Source organism: Sphingomonas fuzhouensis (assembly GCF_034659795.1).
Classification (GTDB): Bacteria; Pseudomonadota; Alphaproteobacteria; order Sphingomonadales; family Sphingomonadaceae; genus Sphingomonas; species Sphingomonas fuzhouensis.
This window is the reverse complement of the sequence record NZ_JAXSQY010000006.1, coordinates 183,459-205,169: the sequence shown is the minus strand read 5'-3', so window position 1 is coordinate 205,169 and position 21,711 is coordinate 183,459. Positions and strand designations below refer to the sequence as shown.

General features: G+C 65.1%; 16 protein-coding genes. 12 read left to right on the top strand and 4 right to left on the bottom strand.

Annotated features, from left to right (window positions below; genetic code table 11):
- Positions 1-37: 37 nt before the first annotated feature.
- A complete protein-coding gene (locus U1H82_RS13975; protein WP_322965571.1) occupies positions 38-469 on the top strand; it encodes a DUF2147 domain-containing protein in 432 nt (143 codons plus the stop codon).
- 69 nt (positions 470-538) lie between these two features.
- Positions 539-811, top strand: coding sequence for a DUF1488 family protein (locus U1H82_RS13970; RefSeq protein ID WP_322965570.1), 273 nt, complete (start codon positions 539-541; stop codon positions 809-811).
- A gap of 15 nt (positions 812-826) precedes the next feature.
- On the opposite strand, the gene U1H82_RS13965 is transcribed toward U1H82_RS13970, so the two are convergent.
- Together U1H82_RS13965 and U1H82_RS13960 are read right to left on the bottom strand one after the other, a co-directional pair.
- A complete protein-coding gene (locus tag U1H82_RS13965; RefSeq protein ID WP_322965569.1) occupies positions 827-2,875 on the bottom strand; it encodes an ATP-binding protein in 2,049 nt (682 codons plus the stop codon).
- 40 nt (positions 2,876-2,915) lie between these two features.
- Positions 2,916-4,721, bottom strand: coding sequence for a glycoside hydrolase family 15 protein (locus U1H82_RS13960; RefSeq protein ID WP_322965568.1), 1,806 nt, complete (start codon positions 4,719-4,721; stop codon positions 2,916-2,918).
- A 124-nt stretch (positions 4,722-4,845) separates the two neighbouring features.
- On the opposite strand from U1H82_RS13960, the gene U1H82_RS13955 reads away from it, so the two are divergent.
- The 10 genes from U1H82_RS13955 (at position 4,846) to U1H82_RS13910 (ending at position 19,305) form a co-directional block, all read left to right on the top strand.
- The gene (locus tag U1H82_RS13955) at positions 4,846-5,979 is read left to right on the top strand and encodes a Gfo/Idh/MocA family protein (RefSeq protein ID WP_322965567.1); all 1,134 of its coding nucleotides are present in this window, start codon (positions 4,846-4,848) and stop codon (positions 5,977-5,979) included.
- 91 nt (positions 5,980-6,070) lie between these two features.
- On the top strand, positions 6,071-6,328 hold the full coding sequence (locus U1H82_RS13950; protein ID WP_322965566.1) for a DUF2934 domain-containing protein: 258 nt from the start codon (positions 6,071-6,073) through the stop codon (positions 6,326-6,328).
- Between the two features lie 107 nt (positions 6,329-6,435).
- Positions 6,436-8,538, top strand: coding sequence for a glycogen debranching protein GlgX (glgX, locus tag U1H82_RS13945; protein ID WP_322965565.1), 2,103 nt, complete (start codon positions 6,436-6,438; stop codon positions 8,536-8,538).
- Entirely contained in the window at positions 8,535-10,229 is a 1,695-nt protein-coding gene (treZ, locus tag U1H82_RS13940) for a malto-oligosyltrehalose trehalohydrolase (protein WP_322965564.1), read from the top strand. Before glgX ends, treZ begins: the two co-directional genes overlap by 4 nt.
- Positions 10,226-12,112: a 4-alpha-glucanotransferase gene (malQ, locus tag U1H82_RS13935; protein WP_322965563.1), complete on the top strand. Its 1,887-nt coding sequence runs from the start codon at positions 10,226-10,228 to the stop codon at positions 12,110-12,112. Before treZ ends, malQ begins: the two co-directional genes overlap by 4 nt.
- 24 nt (positions 12,113-12,136) lie before the next feature.
- The gene (gene treY / locus U1H82_RS13930; RefSeq protein WP_322965562.1) at positions 12,137-14,536 is read left to right on the top strand and encodes a malto-oligosyltrehalose synthase; all 2,400 of its coding nucleotides are present in this window, start codon (positions 12,137-12,139) and stop codon (positions 14,534-14,536) included.
- The gene (locus U1H82_RS13925; RefSeq protein ID WP_322965561.1) at positions 14,533-15,096 is read left to right on the top strand and encodes a DNA-3-methyladenine glycosylase; all 564 of its coding nucleotides are present in this window, start codon (positions 14,533-14,535) and stop codon (positions 15,094-15,096) included. The genes treY and U1H82_RS13925 overlap by 4 nt, the downstream gene beginning before the upstream one ends.
- Positions 15,097-15,201: 105 nt before the next feature.
- Complete coding sequence (locus U1H82_RS13920) at positions 15,202-15,390, top strand: hypothetical protein (RefSeq protein ID WP_322965560.1); 189 nt, start codon at positions 15,202-15,204, stop codon at positions 15,388-15,390.
- Between the two features lie 89 nt (positions 15,391-15,479).
- On the top strand, positions 15,480-16,106 hold the full coding sequence (locus U1H82_RS13915) for a retropepsin-like aspartic protease family protein (protein ID WP_322965559.1): 627 nt from the start codon (positions 15,480-15,482) through the stop codon (positions 16,104-16,106).
- Positions 16,107-16,194: 88 nt separating this feature from the next.
- Positions 16,195-19,305: a PAS domain-containing protein gene (locus U1H82_RS13910; protein ID WP_322965558.1), complete on the top strand. Its 3,111-nt coding sequence runs from the start codon at positions 16,195-16,197 to the stop codon at positions 19,303-19,305.
- A gap of 363 nt (positions 19,306-19,668) precedes the next feature.
- On the opposite strand, the gene U1H82_RS13905 is transcribed toward U1H82_RS13910, so the two are convergent.
- Both U1H82_RS13905 and U1H82_RS13900 read right to left on the bottom strand, forming a co-directional pair.
- Entirely contained in the window at positions 19,669-20,997 is a 1,329-nt protein-coding gene (locus U1H82_RS13905; protein ID WP_322965557.1) for an ATP-binding protein, read from the bottom strand.
- The gene (locus U1H82_RS13900) at positions 20,994-21,704 is read right to left on the bottom strand and encodes a response regulator (RefSeq protein WP_322965556.1); all 711 of its coding nucleotides are present in this window, start codon (positions 21,702-21,704) and stop codon (positions 20,994-20,996) included. Before U1H82_RS13900 ends, U1H82_RS13905 begins: the two co-directional genes overlap by 4 nt.
- Positions 21,705-21,711: the final 7 nt, after the last annotated feature.

Below are 21,711 nucleotides of genomic sequence, written 5' to 3'. Positions count from 1 at the left end.
GGCCATGACAGGGACTTGGATCGGGATAGGACAGCGAATGAGCAAAGTTCTTTTGCGCGCCGCGGGCATTGCCGCCGCGATGATGGTTGCGGGGTTGGCAGCCAGTGCAGCGGAGGCGCGGGTTCCGCAGGGGACCTGGGCCAATCCATCGAACACGGTGCAGGTCCGCTTCGCACCCTGCGGCCGGGGGCGCGATGCGCAACTGATGTGCGGCACCGTCGTCTGGGCAAGCGAGCAGGCCAAGGCCGATGCCGCGCGTGGTGGTTCGCCGCGCCTGGTCGGCACCCAGTTGTTCAGCGATTTCGAAGAGGAAGAGCCGGGTCGCTGGTCCGGCACCGTCTATGTTCCCGATATCGGCCGCGAGGTTCAGGGCACCATCACCCAGATCGATGCGCGCACGCTGGTCGGCGAGGGGTGTCTGTTCGGCAGCCTCGGTTGTCGGGAGCAGCGCTGGCGCCGGGTCAAATAAGCTGCCGGGACAAGGGAACCCATGGGCGTTTGCGGCGTCCCCGACGCACGGCAACAGGAAAGGAATGCCATGGCGGAAGAAGCGCTGACCATCGTCAAGGGCACGGTCGAAGACAATGTCTCCGATCGGCAGGTCGAGTTCGTCGGGGAACTGGACGGCGAGGAATATCAGTTCGCGGTCCAATATGACCTGCTCGAAGCCCTTAGCGGCGACGTGCCCGAGGGCGATGCGGTCGAATTGTTCGAACGCTATTCGGACGACATTCTCGAAGCGGCGCTGACCGCGCTCGGCCGGGACATGGAACAGTCGCTGGTCGTGGTCAGCGAGAACGACCTCGACTGATCGACGATCGGCGGGTCAGCCGCCGAACAGTCGATCGATCTGCTGCGCAAGTTCCGCCACGGTATAGGGCTTGCGCAGCAGGGCGAAGCCATGGCTGCCCTCGTCGGCGATGACCTGGCTATAGCCGCTGGTCAGCAGGATGCGCAGATGCGGGTAAAGGCGGCTGATGCCATGGGCGAAGTCGATCCCCGACTGACCCGGCATCATCACGTCGGAGAAGACGAGGTCGAACCGCTCGGCCCCCGTCTTCAGCTCTTCCAGCGCGACTGCGGCATTGTTGGCGATAACCGTCCGGCATCCCAGTGTCTGAAGCGCTTCGACGGCGAATTGGCCGACCTCGATATTATCCTCGACCACCAGGACGCAAATGTCCGTTCGGGCCGCGACGCCCGACCCACCGAGGCCATGTTCGGGCAGTGGCAGTCCATCGATCTGCGGCAAGACGAGCGTGAAGGTCGCGCCTTCGCCCGGTCTGCTGACCACATGCACGTCACCGCCCGACTGCCGCGCAAAGCCGAAGACCTGGCTGAGCCCAAGCCCCGTGCCTGCCCCCAGCTTCTTGGTCGTGAAGAAGGGTTCGAAAATCTGGTCGAGCCGTTCGGGCGGAATGCCTTCGCCGGTGTCGGTGATGGCGATCCTGACTTGCTTCTGCCCGTCCGGTGCCTTTTCCTCGCGCACCCGGATCGTCAAATGCCCCTGCCCCGCCATCGCATCGCGTGCGTTTACCGCCATGTTGATGACCGCGGTGTCGAGCTGGCTGCGATCGACATGCGCGTGGCATGGTGCCTCGGGCAGGTCGATGTTCAGGATGATGCCCGGCCCGCATAACGTCGTCATCATGTCGGTCAGGGTCATGATGCTGGCCCCGACATCGACGACCTCGGGGGTCAGCGGCTGGCGACGGGCAAAGGCTAGCAATTGCGCGGTCAGCTTGGCGGCACGGTCGGCGGCATCGGCGATCGCATCGATCTGGCGCGGGCGACGGGCGACCGGAAAGTCGGGACGGCGCAGAAGGTCGATCGAACCACGGATCACGGTCAACAGATTGTTGAAGTCATGCGCGACGCTGCCGGTCAGTTGCCCGATCGCCTCCAGTTTCTGTGCCTGACGAAGCTGTTCCTCGGTATCGCGCAACGTCTGCTCGGCGGCTTTCTGTTGGGTGATATGCCGACCGACGGCAAAGATTTCATGGCTGCTCGCCGCACCGACCCAGGCGATCCATTCATCATGACCCAGCGCATGGCGCATGCGCAATTCGATCCGGGACTCCGGTCCGGTCAGTGACGTCGCCAGCGCGCGTTCCGCTGCGGCCAAATCGTCAGGATGGATGAAATCCATGACCGACCAGCCGATCAGCGTCGCAGGCTCATAGCCGAGCAGGGCCCGCCAGGCGGGGTTGGCGCGCCGGACGATCCCCTTGGCATCGAGCACGGTCAGCAGATCGGGGGAGACGTCCCACATCCGGTCGCGCTCGGCAGTGCGCTCGACGATCCGCTGTTCCAGCGTCACGTTCAACGCGCGCAATTCCTCCAGCGCGTCCGACAATTGCGCCTGGCTGTCCCGCAGCGCCGCATCGGCATGGACGCGCGCGGTCGTTTCGTTGGTGAAGATGAAAAGACCGGCGACTCCCCCCTGCCCGTCCAGGACACGCGAATAGGAGAAGGACCAGAAGGTATCCGCCTCACCCCGATCGGTATCGAGTTTCCAGGGCAGGTCGACGAAGCGCTGCGTCCGCCCGGCCAGTGCATCATCGATGATTGGCCGCGCCTGTTCCCATGCATCGGCCCATACCTCATCGAACCGCGATCCCATGGCCCAGGGCAGGCGCGGTCCAAGCAAGGAAAAATAGGTTTCGTTGAAGAAGAAATGGAGGTCCGGTCCCCATGCAAGGATCATCGATTCGGGCGAATTAAGGACCAGGCTGAGGGCGACGCGAAACGCTTCCGGCCATTGCTGCGGCGGGCCAAGCGGGTGGTCGGTCCAGTCGCGCGCAAGGATCAGGCGCGTGGCCTCACCCCCTCCTTCGAGGAAAGCCAGTTGCGGATCGGGAAACGCACCACTCATCGGCTAGGCTGCTAGCAAGTCCGGACTTTTTTCGCCACCATCACAGTTCCTCCCCTGCCAGGGTCGCTGCGGCCTGGATAACGGCGAGATGGGTCAGGCCCTGCGGCATATTGCCGAGATAATGGCCCGTCTTGGGATCGATCATCTCGGCGTAAAGCCCGGCGCCATGGCTATCCAGTGCCTGGGTCGCTGCATCGAATGCGGCCTTGGCCGCCTCCTCCTGGCCCAGGATCGCGCGCGCCTCGATCATCCAGAAGGTGCAGGCCAGGAAACAGCCCTCCTCCTTCTCGACGCCGGAATAGCGATAGTGGAATGCGCCCGCCCCCAATTCGCGGTCGAGCGCGTCCAGTGTCCGGGCGAGGCGGTCCTGCCCGTCGAAACGGAAACGCACCGCCAGGGCCAGGCTCGCGTCGAGTGCCTCGCTGGCCGGATGCATCAGATAGGCGCCGCGTTTCTCCGACCAGCAATGCTCGCCGATCCAGACCTCGATCCGGTCGCGCTCGCGCGCCCAGCGGTCGCGACAGGTGGTCGGGATCTGACCCTGGTCGGCCAGTTCGACCGCGCGTGCCAGTGCCTGCCAGCAACTGATCTTGGACATGGTGTAATGGCGTTCCTCCGGCAGTTCCCAGATGCCTGCGTCGGGCAGCCGCCAGCGGTCGGCACAGGCATCGGCCAGATGCGACAGCGTCTCGGCGCTGGCGGTGTCGAGGAAATTGCCGCACGCCACGAAGCGGCTCGCGGTTTCGAATATGTCGCCGTAAATACCGTGCTGGTGCTGGCCGCCCGCCAGATTGCCGACGCGGACCGGCTTCGATCCGCGATAGCCTGCGACCGCGATCTCGCGTTCCGGGGGCACGGGGCAGCCGTTCAGCGTATAGCAGACCTGCGGCTCCCCTTCGCCCAGGCGCTTGAGCAGCCAGGTAAAGGCCGCCTTCGCCTCGCCATGCGCGCCGATGCGCAGGAATGCCTTGATCGTATAGCCTGCATCCCGGACCCAGGCGTAGCGATAGTCGTAGTTCTTCGCGCCACCGATCCCCTCGGGCAGCGAGGTCGTGGCCGCTGCCGTGATCGCGCCGGTCGGTGAATAGAGCAGCAGCTTGAGCGCCAGCGCGCTGCGCAGGATACGGTCGCGGTGCACCTCCGGCACCTTCAACCCGCCGGTCCATTGCCGCCATTCGAAATCCGACAGATCGATCCGCGCATCGATCTGCTCGATATCCTGGCAAACAAGCGGCTCGTCCTCCCCCGCGATGATCGCTATACGGGCACGATCGCCGGGGCCGACCGAGGCCGTACCGGTGACGAGCCCATCCTCGATCCGGTCGATCGTCACGCCACCGCAATGGCGGAAGACACCCAATACCCGGTCGACATGGAAGACATTATGCCCGCCCGCGGGCGCGAAATAGGGACTGACCGTGTCGGCCCGGCGACTGAAGCGCAAGGTGACAGCGAAGCGGACGAAACCGTCCAACCCCTCCACGCGCCGCGCCAGTTCCGCCCAGGGCAGGCGTCCGGCGGGGCCGCTGTTGATCGACTCGACCAGCTTGGCCCGGCCGCTCGGCGTGGTGAAGATCGTCTCCAGCACGTTACTGTCCGGGCGATAATGTCGCTCGACGGTGAAGGGCTCGACGGGCGTGATCGAAAAGGTGCCGCCACGCTCCCCGTCGAGCAGCCGATCGAACAATGGGGCGGAGTCCATGTTCGGCACGCACCACCAGTCGATCGCACCGTCCGCACCGCTCAGCGCCACGCTTCGCCCGTCCCCCAGGGCGGCATAGTTTTCAAGGTCCAGAAACCCGTCGGCGTCACGAAGCGGATCGGGATGCTGATCGGGCAGGGTCACGATGGCGGGGCTCCGTTAATGCAGGTTAGGCCGATGAAAACTCGCCAGAACCGTTAAGTCTCCGTGGGACCTTCCCCGGATTGGCGCGTTGCAGCAGCCGTTACGTGATTTGGGAGATACGGCGATGAGCCTGGCATCGGCATTCGGTTTCGGCACGAAGAAGGTCCGCTACGCGGTCGTAGGCGCAGGCGACATCACCCAGTCGGCGATGCTGCCCGGTATCAAGCACACCGGCAATTCGGAACTCACCGCGATCGTCACCGGCGATGCGGAAAAGGGGCGGCTGCTTGCCGAGAAATACGGCGTCGAGCATGTCTATTCCTACAACGAGTTCGACAAGCTGCTGACCGCGAATGTCTGCGACGCGATTTATCTGGGCACGCCCAATTGGCGCCATGCCGAGTTCGCCATCCCCGCGCTCGATGCGGGCATCCATGTGCTGTGCGAAAAGCCGTTGGAAATCTCGGTCGAGAAGGCCCGTGAAATCCAGGCGGCCGAGCGCCGGTCGAAGGCCAAGCTGATGACGGCCTATCGGCTGCATTTCGAGCCCGGTACGCTCGATGCAATCACCAAGATCCGGAACGGCGAATTGGGCGAACTGGTCGCCTTCACCTCCTGTTTCGGGCAGAAGCTCGATCCCGACAATCACCGGGCCAAGCATGGGCTGGAGGCCGGGCCGCTGTTCGACATGGCCCCCTACCCCATCAATGCCATCCGCTATCTGTTCGGGGCCGAGCCGGTCGCGGTGGAAAGCGCCGTCGCCACCCGCCAGCCGAGCGCGGGTCTGGGCGACCTGGACGATACCTTCGCGGTCGTGCTGCGGATGCCGGGCGACAAGCTGGCGAGTTTTACGGTCAGCTATGCGATGAACAATGTCGACAGCCTGATCGTCGCCGGGATGAAGGGCTCGATCCACATGAGCCCGGCCTATGGTTTCCAGTCGGCGATCGAGCAGAACGTCACGATCGGCGACGAGCAGAGCCATGAAAAATTCAAGCACACCGATCATTTCGGCGGCGAGATGCGCTACTTCTCCGACTGCATTCTGAACGATCGCGATCCCGAGCCGGACGCCGAGGAAGGGCTGTCCGACCTGCGCGTGATCGAGGGGATCGTGAAGGCGATGCAGACCGGACAGCGCGTCGAATTGCCGCCCTTCACCCGCACCCGCCGTATCGATCCCGAGAGCCAGCGCCAGACCCTGTCGGCCGTCACGCCGCCCGAACAGATCAAGGCGAAGTCGCCCACCGGCAATTGATTCGGATCAAGGCGATTTTTGGGGAGCGGATCGGTCGTATCGATCGTTACGCCTGCGATAACAGATGCAATGTCACGATAGGGAGGTGACGGTGGACGACCGGGAAGAACAGCTACGGCAGCGCGCCTATGGAATCTGGCAGTCGGAAGGCGAGCCGCATGGCCGCGACCGCGACCATTGGGAAAGAGCCGAACGCGAGCTGACCGAGCTTCCCCCGGAAGAACCCGCCGTGGCGCCCAAGCCGACCGCAAATCGGCGCAAGAAGCCAGCCTCCGCGCCGCAGACTATCGCGGCCGAGGAAACAGAATCGAAGCCAAAGGCCCGCAAACCCAGGGCCAAAACCGCCTGACCAGGGCCCGGTGCAGTTTCCCGCGGGAAACTGCACCGGGCCCTCTCCCCTATCCCTGCCTGAAACCGTTACACGCATAGTCACCCGACTTTTGCCGGAGAGCCCCTTTGACTGATTTGCCCGACCAGATTCTGCCCGGCTCCGCATATCCACTGGGCGCCAGCTTCGACGGCGAAGGGGTGAATTTTGCCGTATTCTCTGCGAACGCGGATCGCATCGAGCTGTGCATCTTCGACCCTCAGGGCAAGCGCGAGTTGCGGCGCTATACCCTGCCCGAATGCACCGATGAGGTGTGGCATGGCTATCTGCCCGATGTCGGGCCGGGCCTGCTCTATGGTTACCGCGCGCATGGGCGCTATGAGCCCGAGGCGGGGCATCGTTTCAACCCGAACAAGCTGCTGCTCGATCCCTATGCGCGTAAGTTCCACGGCGAGATCAAGTGGACCGATGCGCTCCACGGATATCAGATCCGCTCGAAGAAAGAGGATTTGAGTTTCGACAAGCGCGACAGCGCCGCCGCCATGCCCAAGGCGGTGGTGGTCGACGATCATTTCGACTGGTCGCGCGACGTGAAGCCCAACACGCCCTGGTCCGAAACCGTCATCTACGAAGCCCATGTGAAGGGTCTGACCAAGCTGATGGAGCTGGTCCCGCCCCGTGAACGCGGCACCTATGCCGGGCTGGGCCATCCGGCGGTCATCAAGCATCTGAAGCGGATCGGCGTCACCGCGATCGAGTTGCTGCCGATCCACAGCTTCACCCAGGATCGCTTCCTGCAGGAAAAGGGGCTGCGCAACTATTGGGGCTATAACACGCTGGGTTTCTTCGCGCCCGAACAGGCCTATTTCGCGACCGACACCCAGGATGAGCTTCGCCGCGCGGTGCACAAGCTGCACAAAGCGGGGATCGAGGTCATCCTCGACGTCGTCTACAACCATACCTGCGAGGGTTCGGAAAAAGGCCCGACCCTCTCCTGGCGCGGGCTGGACAATGCCAGCTATTACCGGCTGGTCCAGGATCAGCCGCGCTACACGATCAATGACACCGGCACCGGCAACACGTTGAACCTGTCCAAGGCGCGCGTGATCCAGATGGTGGCGGACTCGCTGCGATATTGGGCGACCAGCTTCGGGATCGATGGTTTCCGCTTCGATCTGGGCCTGACGCTGGGCCGCGAGGCGGACGGGTTCGATCCGGGGGCGGCGTTCTTCGACGTGCTGCGACAGGACCCGGTGCTGGGACGCCTCAAGCTACTGACCGAACCCTGGGATGTCGGGCCGGGCGGCTATCAGCTTGGCAACTTCCCGCCGGGCTTTTCCGAGTGGAACGACAAGTACCGCGACACGGTGCGCAAATTCTGGCGCGGTGACCCCGGCCAGCGTGGTGAACTGGCCGCGCGGCTGGCGGGGTCGGGCGATCTGTTCGATCGGCGTGCGCGGCGTCCCTGGGCCAGCCTCAACATGCTGGCGGCCCATGACGGTTTCACGCTGGCCGATACGGTCATGTACGAGGAACGTCACAACGAGGCGAACAAGGAGGATAATCGCGACGGCCATTCGGAGAACTATTCCCGCAATTGGGGCGCCGAGGGCCCGACCGATGACGAGGGGATCAAGGCCGCACGCGGTCGTGTGATGCGGTCGATGATGACGACCCTGCTTGCCTCGCTGGGCACGCCGATGATCGTGGCGGGCGACGAGTTCGGCCGGACTCAACATGGCAATAACAACGCCTATTGCCAGGATAACGAGATCAGCTGGCTCGACTGGAAGGCCGCCGCGTCGGACGAGGGCGAGGCGATGATCGCCTTCACCGCGCGACTGGCCGAGTTGCGCCGCCGCTTCCAGGTGCTTCGGTCGCCCAGCTTCCTCTATGGGCAGGATACGCCCGGCCACGGCATCAACGACATCGAATGGTGGGACGAACGCGGCGAACAGCTTAGCCCCGAGGATTGGGACAATCCCGAGGGCCGCGCGCTGATGATGCGTCGTGCGAGCGCGACGGACGATGGACGAGTGGAGGCGGTCTCGCTGCTGCTCAACGCCTCGCCCGATCCCATCACTTTCACTCTGCCCCCGCCCCATGCCGCGCGTACCGTCCTGATCGACAGCGCCAAGCCGGAACAGGGCGAGATCGCTATCGACGATAGCTATGAGGTCGGGCCGCAAAGCGCGGTGCTGATCACCTGGCAGGACACGGTCGAGGCATGACGCACTGGGGCCCTGAGCTCCGCGACAGCGCGGACACGCGGTTTCGCCTATGGGCACCCGATCGCGATGCGGTGACGCTGGAGATCGATGGCGCGCCCTCCGTGCCGATGACAGGTGACAAGGAGGGCTGGTTCACGGCCATGGCCCCTGCCCCGGCGGGCACCCGTTACCGGTTCCGGCTCGACGCCGATCTGGCAGTGCCCGATCCGGCGTCCCGGCTCCAGTCGGGCGGGGTGCATGGCTGGAGTGTGGTCGTCGATCCGTTCTTTGCCTGGAGCGCGACCGAATGGTGCGGTCGCCCCTGGGAAGAAACCGTTCTGCTGGAAGTTCACGCCGGAACGCTGGGTGGATTCGCTGGCATTCGCGAAAAACTGCCCGCCATCGCGGCGTCGGGGATCACGGCGATCGAGCTGATGCCGATCAACGCCTTTGGCGGCACACGCAACTGGGGCTATGACGGTGTGCTGCCCTATGCGGTCGCCGAGCCCTATGGCTCCCCGGCCGAGTTGAAGACGCTGGTCGATACCGCGCATGGGCTGGGCATTTCGGTCTTTCTCGATGTGGTCTACAATCATTTCGGGCCGGACGGGAATTACCTCAACGCCTATGCCGGGGCCTTCTTTCATAAGGAGATCGACACCCCTTGGGGCGGCGCGGTGGCGGTCGATGCCGATCCGGTGCACCGCTTCTTCGTCGACAATGCGTTGATGTGGCTGCGCGATTACCGGATCGACGGGCTGCGCTTCGACGCGGTCCATGCCATCGAGAATGATGCCTTTCTCGACCGGATGGCGCGCGAAATCCGTGCGGCGCTCCCCGAGCGGCATGTCCATCTGGTGCTCGAGAACGAAAAGAACGACGCCGATCGCTTAAGGCCCGGCGGCTATGACGCACAGTGGAACGACGATTTCCACAATGTCCTTCACGTCCTGCTGACCGGCGAGACCAGCGCCTATTATGGCAACTTCGCCGACCACCCTGCCGAACGGCTCGCCCGGTGTCTGAAGGAGGGCTTCATCTATCAAGGTGAAGGCTCGCCTAATCACGATGGCAAACCGCGCGGCAAGCCCTCGGGCGATCTGCCGAGCACGGCCTTTGTCGCCTTTCTCCAGAACCATGACCAGGTCGGCAATCGTGCGATGGGCGACCGGCTGATTCGGCTGACCGACCGGGAACGGCTGCGCGCGGCGACCGCGTTGCTGCTGCTGGGCCCGCAAATTCCGCTGCTGTTCATGGGCGAGGATGAGGGGAGCGAAAGCCCCTTCCTGTTCTTCACCGATTTCCATGACGAACTGGCCGATGCCGTGCGCGAAGGCCGTCGGCGCGAGTTCGCCAAGTTCGATGCCTTTGCCGATGAGGAAGCGCGGGCCCGCATTCCCGACCCCAACGCGCGCAGCACCTTCGACGCCTCGATCCCGCAGCCGGGCCCGGCGGCCGGAGAATGGCGGGCGCTGTACCGCGAACTGATCGGGTTGCGGCAGGCGCATATCGTGCCGCGTCTGAAGGGCACGGTCGGCCTGTCCGCCGACGCCACCGGCCCAGCGCGGGTCAAGGCCCGTTGGCGCATGGCGGACGGCGCGACGCTGACCATCGTGATCGATCTCGGCGATACGCCTGCGCCGATCGGCGAAGAGGAGGGCCAGGCGATCTACCGCGACGGCGATCGCTTCGCCGCCTGGATCGTGGAATGAGCGACCTTCACGCCCGAGCCGAAGCGGCTGGCCTGTCGCGCGAATGGCAGGATGCAAAGGGTCAGGACCAATGCGTGTCCGACCAAGCCCTGGCGGCCATTCTCGACCGGCTCGACACCGATGTCGGCGATACCGTCTTCGTATCGGGCGAACGGGGTGAAGCGGTCGTTCTGCCCGGTGGCTGGCGTGACGGCCCCGCGCGGCTGGTATTGGAGGATGGCGAAACGCTGTCCGTCCTGATCCGGGATCAGGTGCTGCCCGGTGTCGCGGCAGTGGGATATCATCAGCTGGAACAGAGTGGGCAGCAGCTGACCGTCGCCATCGCGCCCGCGACCTGTCCCGCTCCCCCGCCGGGGCGTCACTGGGGCAGTGCGGTCCAGATACCTTCCTTGCGCGAGGGCGGCGGGGCGTTCGGCGACTTCGCCAGCTTGGCGAAAGCCGCCAAGGCATTCGGACAGGCGGGCGCGGCGGCGCTGGCGATCAGCCCGGTTCATGCGCTGTTCCCTGCCGATCCCCAGCGGTTCAGCCCCTATGCCCCGTCGAGCCGCCTGTTCCGCAACGTCTGGCTCGCCCCGGCAGGCGAAGCTGTAGCGGACGTACCGACGCTGATCGACTGGCCGAGCGCCGCGCCCGATCGGATGCGCGACCTGCGGCTGGTCTATGACCGGCTGGGGGACGATCACCGCCAGGCGTTCGCGGCGTGGCGGCAAGCGGGCGGCGAGTGGCTGGAGGCCCAAGCCCGTTTCGATGCGCTTCACGCCTATTTCCATGGCCGCGACCGGGCGGGCGGCTGGCCGGACTGGCCTGCGGACTATCGCGATCCCGGCAGCGATGCCGTGTCACGCTTCGCGGCCGACCATGCCGATGCCATCGCTTTCTACGCCTTTGCCCAATGGTGGGCCGACCGTGCGCTGCGCGATGCCGCCGAGGCGGCGCGGGACAGCGGCATGGCGATCGGCCTGATCGCGGACCTCGCCATCGGGGTTGCGATGAACGGTGCCGATGGATGGAGCCGACGCGACGATCTGCTGACCGGCCTGTCGATCGGCGCGCCGCCCGATCCGCTCGGCCCCGATGGCCAGAATTGGGGCATCACCGCCCTGTCGCCTTTCGCGCTGCGGCGGCAGGGCTTTGCCCCGTTCATCGCCACCTTGCGCGCCGTATTCGCGCATGCGGGGGGCGTCCGGATCGATCATGCGCTGGGGCTCTGCCGTCTCTGGGTGGTGCCCGATGGCGCATCGGCGGACCAGGGTGCCTATCTGGCGATGCCCTTTGCCGACATGCTGCGCATCCTGCGGATCGAGGCACACCGCGCCAATCAGGGCCGTGGCGCCATCGTCATCGGCGAGGATCTGGGCACCGTTCCGCCGGGCTTTCGCGACATCATGGCGAAAGCGGGCATGCTCGGCATGCGTGTCCTGCCGTTCGAGCGCGACGCGGAGGGGCATTTCCTGCCCCCCGAGCAATGGAGCGAGCAGGCGATCGCCATGACCGCGACCCACGACATCGCCACGGTCGCGGGATGGTGGCAGGGCCGCGACCTCGACTGGCGGGCGCGGATCGCGGGTCGGCCGATCTCCGCAGAGGATCAGGCGAACCGGGCCGAGGAACGCGAGGCGCTGTGGCAGATGGTCGGCGACGGCACGCCCACGGCCGAGAACCCGTCGGCGGTTGTCGATGCCGCCATCGCGGCAGTGGCGCGGACACCCTGCCCGCTTGCCATCGTGCCGGTCGAGGATTTGCTGGGGCTGGAGGAACAACCCAACCTCCCCGGCACCATCGACGAACATCCCAATTGGCGACGTCGCCTGCCCGATACGCTCGACCGGTCGCTTGCCGATCCGGTCGTCGCTTCGCGTATCGCCACTCTCAACGCCCGCTGACATGTCTTGCAAAGGACGCCGCCCATGACGCCGCGCGCCACCTATCGCTTTCAGTTTCACAAGGGCTTTCCCTTCGCCCGCGCCGAAGCACTGCTGCCCTATCTGGAGAGGCTGGGGATCAGCCATGTCTATACCTCGCCGATCACCACGGCGGCCGCAGGGTCGATGCACGGCTATGATGTGATCGACCCGACGCGGATCAATCCGGAGCTGGGCGGGGAAGACGCTTTCCGTTCGCTCGCCAAAGGCGCGCGCGCGCGGGGCATGGGGGTCATCATCGATATCGTACCCAATCACATGGGCGTGGCGGGCGGCGGCAATCGCTGGTGGAACGATGTGCTGGCAAAGGGTGAAGCCAGCCGCTTTGCCCGCTTCTTCGACATCGATTGGTCGCGCAAACTCGTCCTGCCGATCCTGGGTGATCCACTGAGCAAGATATTGGCCGAGGAGCAGATCGCGGTCGAACGTCGGGACGGCCGCGCGGAGATCGTCGCTTATGGCGAGCATCGCCTGCCGCTGCGGGACGAAGACCAGGACGATGCCGAGGGTGCCGACCTCGCTCAATTGCTGGCGCGCCAGCATTACCGTCTTGCCTCGTGGCGGGTGTCGAACGACGAGCTGAACTGGCGGCGGTTCTTCACGATCAACGATCTGGCGGGGCTGCGGGTCGAGGACGAAGCGGTCTTTGCCGAAACCCATGCGCTGTATTTCCGGCTCTATGAGGAAGGGCTGATCGATGGCGTCCGGATCGACCATGTCGATGGCCTGACCGACCCGATCGGCTATTGCCGGACGCTCCGCGCGCGGTTCGACGCCATCCCGCGTGATGATGGCAACCGGGCCTATATCGTCGTCGAGAAGATCCTCGCCGCCGACGAACCGATGGGCGAGGACTGGGGCGTCGACGGCACCAGCGGCTATGATTTCATGGAAGAGGTGTCCGCCCTGCTGCACGCGCCCGAGGGTACGCGCCCCCTGGCCGAACTCTGGGCGCAGCTGAGCGGCCGATCGGAGCAGTTCGGGCCAGAGGAGTTGCAGGCGCGCCAGGACCTGCTGGCATGGCAATTCGCCGGACAGCTCGACCAGTGCGTAGCGGCCTTCGCCGCGCTGGTGGCGTCCGCTCCTGAACTCGACGGCGCGATCACCACGCCGATGCTCCGCCGTGCGATCGAACGGCTGCTTTGGGTCTTTCCGGTCTATCGGACCTATGGCCCCGATGCTCCGACAAGCGACGCCGCGATCCGCAAACTCGCACGGGAGCGGGTCGAGCCCCTGATTCCGCCCGGCGAGGCCTTTGTCGTCGATCAACTGCTTGCCTGGCTGGCTGGCGACGGACCGGGTGACCGGCCGTGCCTGCACGACGCCGTCCGGCGTTTCCAGCAACTCTCCGCCCCGATCGCGGCCAAGGCGGTCGAGGATACGGCCTTTTATCGCCACGCCATCCTCCTCTCGCGCAACGACGTGGGTTTCGATGCGGGCCGCCTGAGCCTGTCCATCGCGGCCTTTCATGACCGGATGAAGGGGCGCGCAGAACGCTTCCCGCTCGCGATGCTGACCACCGCCACCCATGACCATAAGCGTGGCGAAGATGTCCGCGCCCGCCTCGCGGTGCTGAGCGCGATGCCCGAGGACTGGCGTCGTCAGGTCGAGGCATGGCGTATCCAGACGCTGGACCTGTCCGAAGGCGTCGATCCCGCCGACTGGTATATGTTGATCCAGACCCTGGTCGGGGCGTGGCCCAAACCGGGCGATATGGCCGATTTCGCCGAACGGATCGCAGGCTGGCAGGAAAAGGCATTGCGGGAAGCCAAGCTGCGCTCATCCTGGGAGGCACCCGACACGGATTATGAGGGCCGCTGCAACCGGCTGGCGAAGACCTTGATCGATGAGGAACAGGGCGCGCCGTTCCGTGACGGCATGACGTCATTCCTCCATCGGATCGGCCCGGCGGCATCGGCCAATTCCCTGGTCCAGGTGGCGCTTCGCTATACGGTGCCGGGCATTCCCGATTGTTATCAGGGGACCGAATTCGCCGATTTGAGTCTGGTCGACCCGGACAATCGGCGGCCGGTCGATTATGCGGCGCGCGAAGCGGCTCTGGAAGACGGCTCTGCGCCGAAGCAGCGGCTGATCGCCGATCTGCTCGGCATTCGGCGGCGCTATCCGGACCTGTTGACGTATGGCAGCTATCAGCCGCTGGCGGTGACGGGCCATGGCCGCGATCGTGTCATTGCCTTTGAACGGCGGCACGGCGATGCCGTTCTGACCTGCGTCTTCGGCCTGAGGTTGGAGCCGCTGATGGATGACAAGGGCGCGGTCGACTGGCGCGACACGGCGGTCAGCCGGGAAGGCCGATCCCTGCGGCTCGCCGAACTGCTGGCGACCTCGCCCGTCTGGTACGAGTTGCGCGACAAGGGCGAATGACCCTTCCCCTCGCCTTCTACGAACAGGGGGTGGACGAGGTCGCACGAGCGCTGATCGGCGTCACCCTGACCGTCGCGGGCGTGGGCGGCGTGATCGTCGAGACGGAGGCTTATGATGCCGCCGATCCCGCCTCGCACAGCTTTGCCGGACGGACGGCGCGCAATGCCGCGATGTTCGGGCCGGTCGGCCATGCCTATGTCTATCGCATCTACGGCCTGCATCATTGCCTGAATATCGTCTGCGGAACCTCGGGCAGTGCGGTTCTGATACGGGCGCTGGAGCCGATGCACGGCATGGAAACCATGCAGATGCGCCGGGGACCGGCGGGACGAAACATTCGACAGCTCTGTTCTGGGCCCGGCAAGCTCTGCACAGCGCTCGACATTGATCGCCGCCTTGATGGCGCGTCGCTCGAAGCGCCACCATTTCTCCTGACCGCGCCAACGGTGCCGCAGCCGATCGCCATTGGGCGGCGGATCGGAATCACCCAGGCCGCCGATCGCCCACGCCGGTTCGCACTGAAAGATTCGCAATGGCTCAGTCGGCCGATGATCGATTGAATATGGCATCGCAGCATCACTCTATTGCAATGCAGCGACTAATTTACTTGATCTTCACCATATTAACAGCGAGCCTCGCTCCATAATAGAAAAGAGGGCGAGTCGATGGAGTGGATCAAGGTCCTGGCGTTGGTTGCCATGGTCTATGGAATCTGGGCGGCTTATAGGTCACTGGGCTCGCCAGTTCTTCACGAAGGCTCGCGCTATTTTCGCCAACCGGATGGAAGTTTTCGCCGCTGGTATGGCGGCCGCCGGTTCACCGCGTCGGAAGTCGGAATGCCCGATCAGGGCTGATCCGATCGGTCAGCAACGGTAAAGTCAGACGCCCCTACTGCCCGGCCTTCGCTCGCCCCATATGGGGTGACCGAAGGAATGGAACCGCGATGTTTGCCGATCTGGGCGTCCCTCTACCGCTGATTGCCGTCGTCTTTGCGGTGATCCTGGCTGGCATCATCGCACGTCGTGTACCGGTGCTGCGTGTGGCGATCAGTCTGTTCAGCTGGATCTTGCTGGGCGGTCTGCTCTTCGTGCTGCTGCAACAACGCGAGCAGTTCGATCCCTATATCCAACGGGCGCTGCAAGTGCTGCACTTGCAGGACCAGAATGTCGTTGGCGACACGGTGCGTATCCGCATGGCGCCCGATGGCCATTTCTGGGCGCGGGTCACGGTCGACGGCGTCAGCCGCCGGATGCTGGTCGACAGCGGAGCGACGCTGACCGCCTTATCCACCGCGACGGCGCATGCGGCTGACCTGCGCCCCGCCAAGCCCGCCTTTCCCGTCATACTCAACACCGCCAACGGCATGATCCGCGCCAAAACCGCACGCGTGAAATCGCTTCGCATCGGTACGATCCGCGCGGACGATGTGCCGGTGGTCGTGTCGTCCGCGTTCGGCGAAACCGATGTGCTCGGCATGAATTTCCTGTCGCGGTTGAAAAGCTGGCGGGTCGAGGGGTCGACACTGATCCTGGAGCCGCATCATCCCCAGCCATTAACCGAGCGCTCATGACGTTATGCTAGGCCAACGTAATGGAAATCAACGTGATTGGTGTAGCGGCCGATTGACTTGACGGTATAGCTTTTTCATGCGTCTGCCTATGAACACTCCCCCGTCGCGCATGCTGTCGCTCCCGCCGCAGCTCGACCGATATGTTGCCGAAGCCGTGGACGCAGGGGACTTCCCCGACGAACAGGCGCTGCTGATCGCCGCGATCGAGCGAATGCGCGCCGATGGGCCGTCTGCCGATGGCCATAGCTGGCTGATCGGGGGTGGCGAATGCGGGCAGATGGTACGCGACCATGACTGGGCGGCGAGCCCCCTGGGGGCGATCGCAGCATGGCCGGGCGTCTTGCGCACGACGGTCGCCAACATCGTCCACTCGCCGATCGCCAAGGTCCTGATGTGGGGCCCCGACCATGTCATGATCTACAATGATGCCTATCGCTCCATCGCCGGGCCGCGTCATCCGGACGCGTTTGGCGGGCTGGTGCGGCAGGTCTGGCCCGAAATCTGGGACTGGAACCGCGCGGTCCTGGAACGCGGTTTTCGCGGTGACGACATCGCCTATCGCGACCAAAAGCTGATCGTCACCCGCGCGGGCGCGGAGGAAGAGGTCGTGTTCGACCTCTATTATACCCCCGTATATCTGGAATGCGGGCGGGTCGGCGGCGTGATGTGCACGGTTGTCGAGAATACCGGCCGGGTCGCGGCCGAGCGGCGCGTGGCCGAAAGCGAGGCGGAGCTTCGCGTCATCACCGATTCGCTGCCGGTGCTGGTCGCCTTTGTCGACTGCGAGGAACGCTATCGCTTCGCCAACAACTATTACCGCGATTTTCTGGGCATCGATCCCGAGTCCATGCTGGGCAGCCGGATCAGCGACGTCCTGACCGAGTCCGATTATGCCGAGCGGCGTCCTTTGATCGAACGCGCACTGGCGGGGGAAGCGGTGGTCGCCGACGTCCATCTCCACCACCGCGACGGCAGTCGGCGGCAGGCCGAGACGCGCTATATCCCGCGGCGCGGCGAAGACGGATCGGTCCTGGGCTTCCACATCCTGGTCTTCGACGTCGACGAGCGGGCACGCCATGCCGAGGCGATCGAGCGCAGCAATCGCCGGTTCCGGGCCGCCATGGATGCGGTGCACGGCGTGCTGTGGACCAACAGCGCCGATGGGCGGATGGTTGGGGAACAGCCCGGCTGGTCCGCGATCACCGGCCAGACGCCCGAGCAATATCAGGGCTTTGGCTGGGCCAGTGCCGTCCACCCCGATGACGCGGCGGCATCGATCGTCGCGTGGAACGAGGCGGTGGCGGCCAAGGGCATGTTCATCCACGAACATCGCGTCCGCCGTCATGACGGCGAATGGCGCACCTATGCGATCCGGGCCCTCCCGATCATCGGCAGCAATGGCGAGTTGATCGAATGGGTCGGCGTCCACACCGACATCACCGAACAGCGTGCCGCCGAACAGGCACTGCGCGACCAGGCGACGCTGCTCGCGCGTCAGGTGCATCACCGCGAGCGGGCCGAGGCACAGCTTCGCCAACTCAACGAGACGCTCGAAAGCCGCGTCATCGAGGAGATTGCCGAGCGTCGGCAGGCCGAGATGAAGCTGGCCCAGGCGCAGAAGATGGAGACGATCGGCAAGCTGACCGGCGGCGTCGCCCACGACTTCAACAATCTGCTTCAGGTCGTGTCGGGCAATCTGCAACTGCTCGGCAAGGACGTCGCGGGCAACCAGCGCGCCGAACAGCGGGTGGCAAACGCCATGGCGGGCGTGTCGCGCGGATCGAAGCTCGCCGCGCAGTTGCTGGCCTTTGGCCGGCGGCAGGCGCTGGAGCCCAAGGTGGTCAACGTCACCCGCTTCGTTCAGGGGATGGACGACATGCTGCGCCGCGCAATCGGCGAGGGCGTGGAGATCGAGACGATCGTGGGCGGCGGCCTGTGGAATACCTTTATCGATCCAGCGCAGATCGAAAATGCGCTGCTGAACCTTGCGATCAATGCCCGCGACGCGATGAACGGCCAGGGCAAGCTGACCATCGAACTCGGCAACGCGCATCTCGACGATGACTATGCCCGCACCCATGACGAGGTCGTGCCCGGCCAATATGTCATGTTGGCCGTGTCCGACACCGGCAGCGGCATGTCGGACGAGATCATCCACAAGGTCTTCGAACCCTTCTTCTCGACCAAGAGCGAGGGCAAGGGGTCGGGCCTCGGCCTGTCGATGGTCTATGGTTTCGTCAAACAGTCGGGCGGCCATGTGAAGATCTATTCCGAGGTCGGCCACGGCACCACGATCAAGCTCTACCTCCCTCGCGCGATGGAGGCCGAGGATGTCGAGGTGGCGGTCGATACCGGTCCGATCACCGGCGGCACCGAGACGGTGCTGGTGGTCGAGGACGATGCGGAGGTCCGCGCGACCGTTGTCGAGCTGCTGTCCGACCTGGGTTATCGTGTCCTGAAGGCGGTGGATGCGCAGAGTGCGCTCAACGTTATCGAAAGCGGCATTCCGATCGATCTGCTGTTCACCGATGTCGTGATGCCCGGCACGCTCAAGAGCCCCGAACTGGCCCGCAAGGCGCGCGAGCGCCTGCCCGATATCGCGGTGCTCTTCACCTCGGGTTATACCGAGAATTCGATCGTCCATGGCGGGCGGCTGGACAAGGGTGTCGAGCTGCTCTCCAAGCCCTATACCCGCGAGGCGCTGGCGCGGAAATTCCGCCATGTGCTCGCCAATCAGCGGCAGCGGCGGATGCCGATGGAGGATGCGACCGCGCCGTCGCGGGATGCGCAAGGCACCGAAGCACCGTCCGCCCGCCCGATGCAGGACGGGCAGACCATATTGCTGGTCGAGGATGACGACCTGATCCGCACGAACACGGCCGAGACGCTTCAAGATGCGGGCTTCGTCGTGGTCCATGCGGTCACGGCGGAAGAGGCGATGACCGCGCTGCAAACCGCGCAGATCGATGTGCTGGTAACCGACATAAACCTGCCCGGCGAGTCGGGGGTGGAACTGGCGGTGCGGGCACGGCAGTTGAGGCCGACGCTGTCGGTCGTCTTTGCGACGGGGGACGGTGGGCTTGCGGCCGAGGCGGCGGATATGGACGCCGCGCTGCTGACCAAGCCCTATACGGCAGGGCAGCTGATCACGGCGATCCGCGGTCGGTTGGAGATGTTGGAGCAGACGACCCGGCGCTGAGCCGGGTCGCCTACCCCTTTCCGGTCGGGCCCATGCCGGAGGGGGGCAGCAGAGGAGCCGTTGCGAAAGTCGTAATGCGGATCAGCGAGCCTTCCAGCCCTCGATCGCGGCGAAGGTGATGATCACCGCCAGCACGAGCAGGGCACCCTGCAATTCCAGTGCGGTCAAGTCGAACTCCATCGTCATCGGTCAAGCTCCCGAATGATCATGCCTGTATACGCCGCCCGCCGTCATCCACGGGAATGAGGGCGAACACCAAAGTCGGTGAGGGCGATACGGGTCCGGGTAACCGGTGGCGTCTCGCCCTCTGCCATCAGCATATACGCATCGATTTTTGCTGCCGTGCAGCGCCAACGTGACAAATTATGTCCGACAATGCGGCAGGCGGATTTCGGCGCAAAGACCGCCCTCCGGCCGGTTGGCCAGCGTCAATTCACCGCCCTCGGCCGCGACGACCCGCGCCACGATCGACAGCCCCAGACCGAACCCCACCGTGTCGCGCCGCCGTGCGGTATCCAGCCGGACAAAGGGCTCCAGCACCAGCTCCAGCGATTCGTCCGGAATACCGGGGCCGTCATCCTCGACCCGGATACGAACATCGTCACCCGGTTCGGTGCGCAAGCTGATGACCGCATGCTCGCCATAATGGAGGGCATTCTCGACCAGGTTGGTCAGCGCCCGCTTCATCCCGAACCGGCGCAGGCGACAATCGAAATGGTCGGGCCCGACATAGCGAACGTCGCGGCCATGATCGACCGCATCGTCGGCCAGGTTGGCGCACAGGATCGCAAGGTCGGTCAGCTCGGGCTGTTCGACATCCCCCTCCCCGCCCAGAAAGGCGAGGAGTGACGACACCATCGCTTCCATCTCTTCGATATCGGTGCCGATCGCTTCGCGCACCTCGTCGTCGCGGATCGAGTCGGCGCGCAGCCGCAACCGGGCGAGCGGCGTGCGCAGATCATGGCCGACCGCCGCCAGCGCACGAGTCCGCTCGTCGATCAGCCGCCCGATCCGCGCCTGCATCCGGTTGAAGGCGCGGGTGACATGGCGCACTTCGCCCGGCCCCCGTTCGGGCACGAGCAGCGCCGCCCCCTGCCCGCCCTGCCCCCGGCCCAGCTTGTCTGCCGCACGCGCCAGCATCCGCAGCGGATGAAGAATACGTCCGATCAATGCACCGCTCAGCAGCATCAGGGCGATGGCCGGGATCAACGCCAGGAGAACCCGCCCGAGCGCAAGGTCGAGCGTCCGAACCCCCTCGCGCATCCGGAAGCTGAGCAGTGACCCGTCATCCAGCCGCAGATCGCCCGACACGACCGAGGTCCGCCCCGGTGAGGTGAGGCGCAGATGGATGTCGGTCGCCGCAAGGGACGGCTCCCAATCGACGATCTGACGCTGCATGCTGTCCATCGCAGGCGCGATGGTCGGGCGCGGCGGGGCATCCGGCGACCAGCTGACGATATAGCGGTCGGTGGTCAGTTCCTGGGCCACTTCTGGCCGTTCGGACGCCGGGCGCTCGTTCAGGACACGACGCGCGACGATCAGATGCTCGGCCAGCCGCCGCGCCTCGTCGTCACGGACCGAAACATGACTGGCCCGCTCATAGAGATAGGTGGAGACCGCGAACTCGATCGTCACCGCCAGCAACAGGATCGCGACGATCCGGCCCAGCAGGCCGACCGAGGGGCGGATCACCGCCGCTCTACCGGCACGTTGAGCATATACCCGACGCCGCGCACCGTCACGATCGGCGCAGCACCGCCAGCACCCGACAGCTTGCGGCGAAGGCGGCTGACCAGCACGTCGATGCTGCGGTCCGAGCTGTCGCCGATCCGGGCGCGCGAGAGTTCGATCAGCCGTTCACGCGCGATGACGCGCTGGGCGTTATCGAGAAAGGCGACCAGCAGGTCGAACTCGGCGCCGGTCAATTCGACTTGCGCGCCCGATGGCGACATCAGTTCGCGACGCGGGAGATTGGCGGTCCAGCCGTCAAAGCCTAATATCCCCGCCTCCCGCTCGCCCGGCGCTTTCTCCAGGCCACCACGGCGCATGACCGCGCGGATACGGGCGACCAGCTCGCGGGTGCTGAACGGCTTGGGCAGATAATCGTCGGCGCCCAGTTCCAGGCCAACGACGCGGTCGACCTCGCTGCCCTTGGCGCTGATGAAGATGATCGGGACCGCGTTTTTCTGGCGGATTTGGCGGCACAGGTCGATGCCGCTCGTGCCGGGCAGCATGATGTCGAGCAGGATCAGGTCGATCTGCCCGACCTCCAGCGCCTGCCACATTTCGGGCGCGGCATTGGCGAGCTTTACGGCGAAACCATTTTCCTGAAGCGCGCGGGCGGTCAGGGTACGAAGGGCGGGATCGTCCTCGACGATCAGGATGGTGGGCGGGGTCACGCCCTGT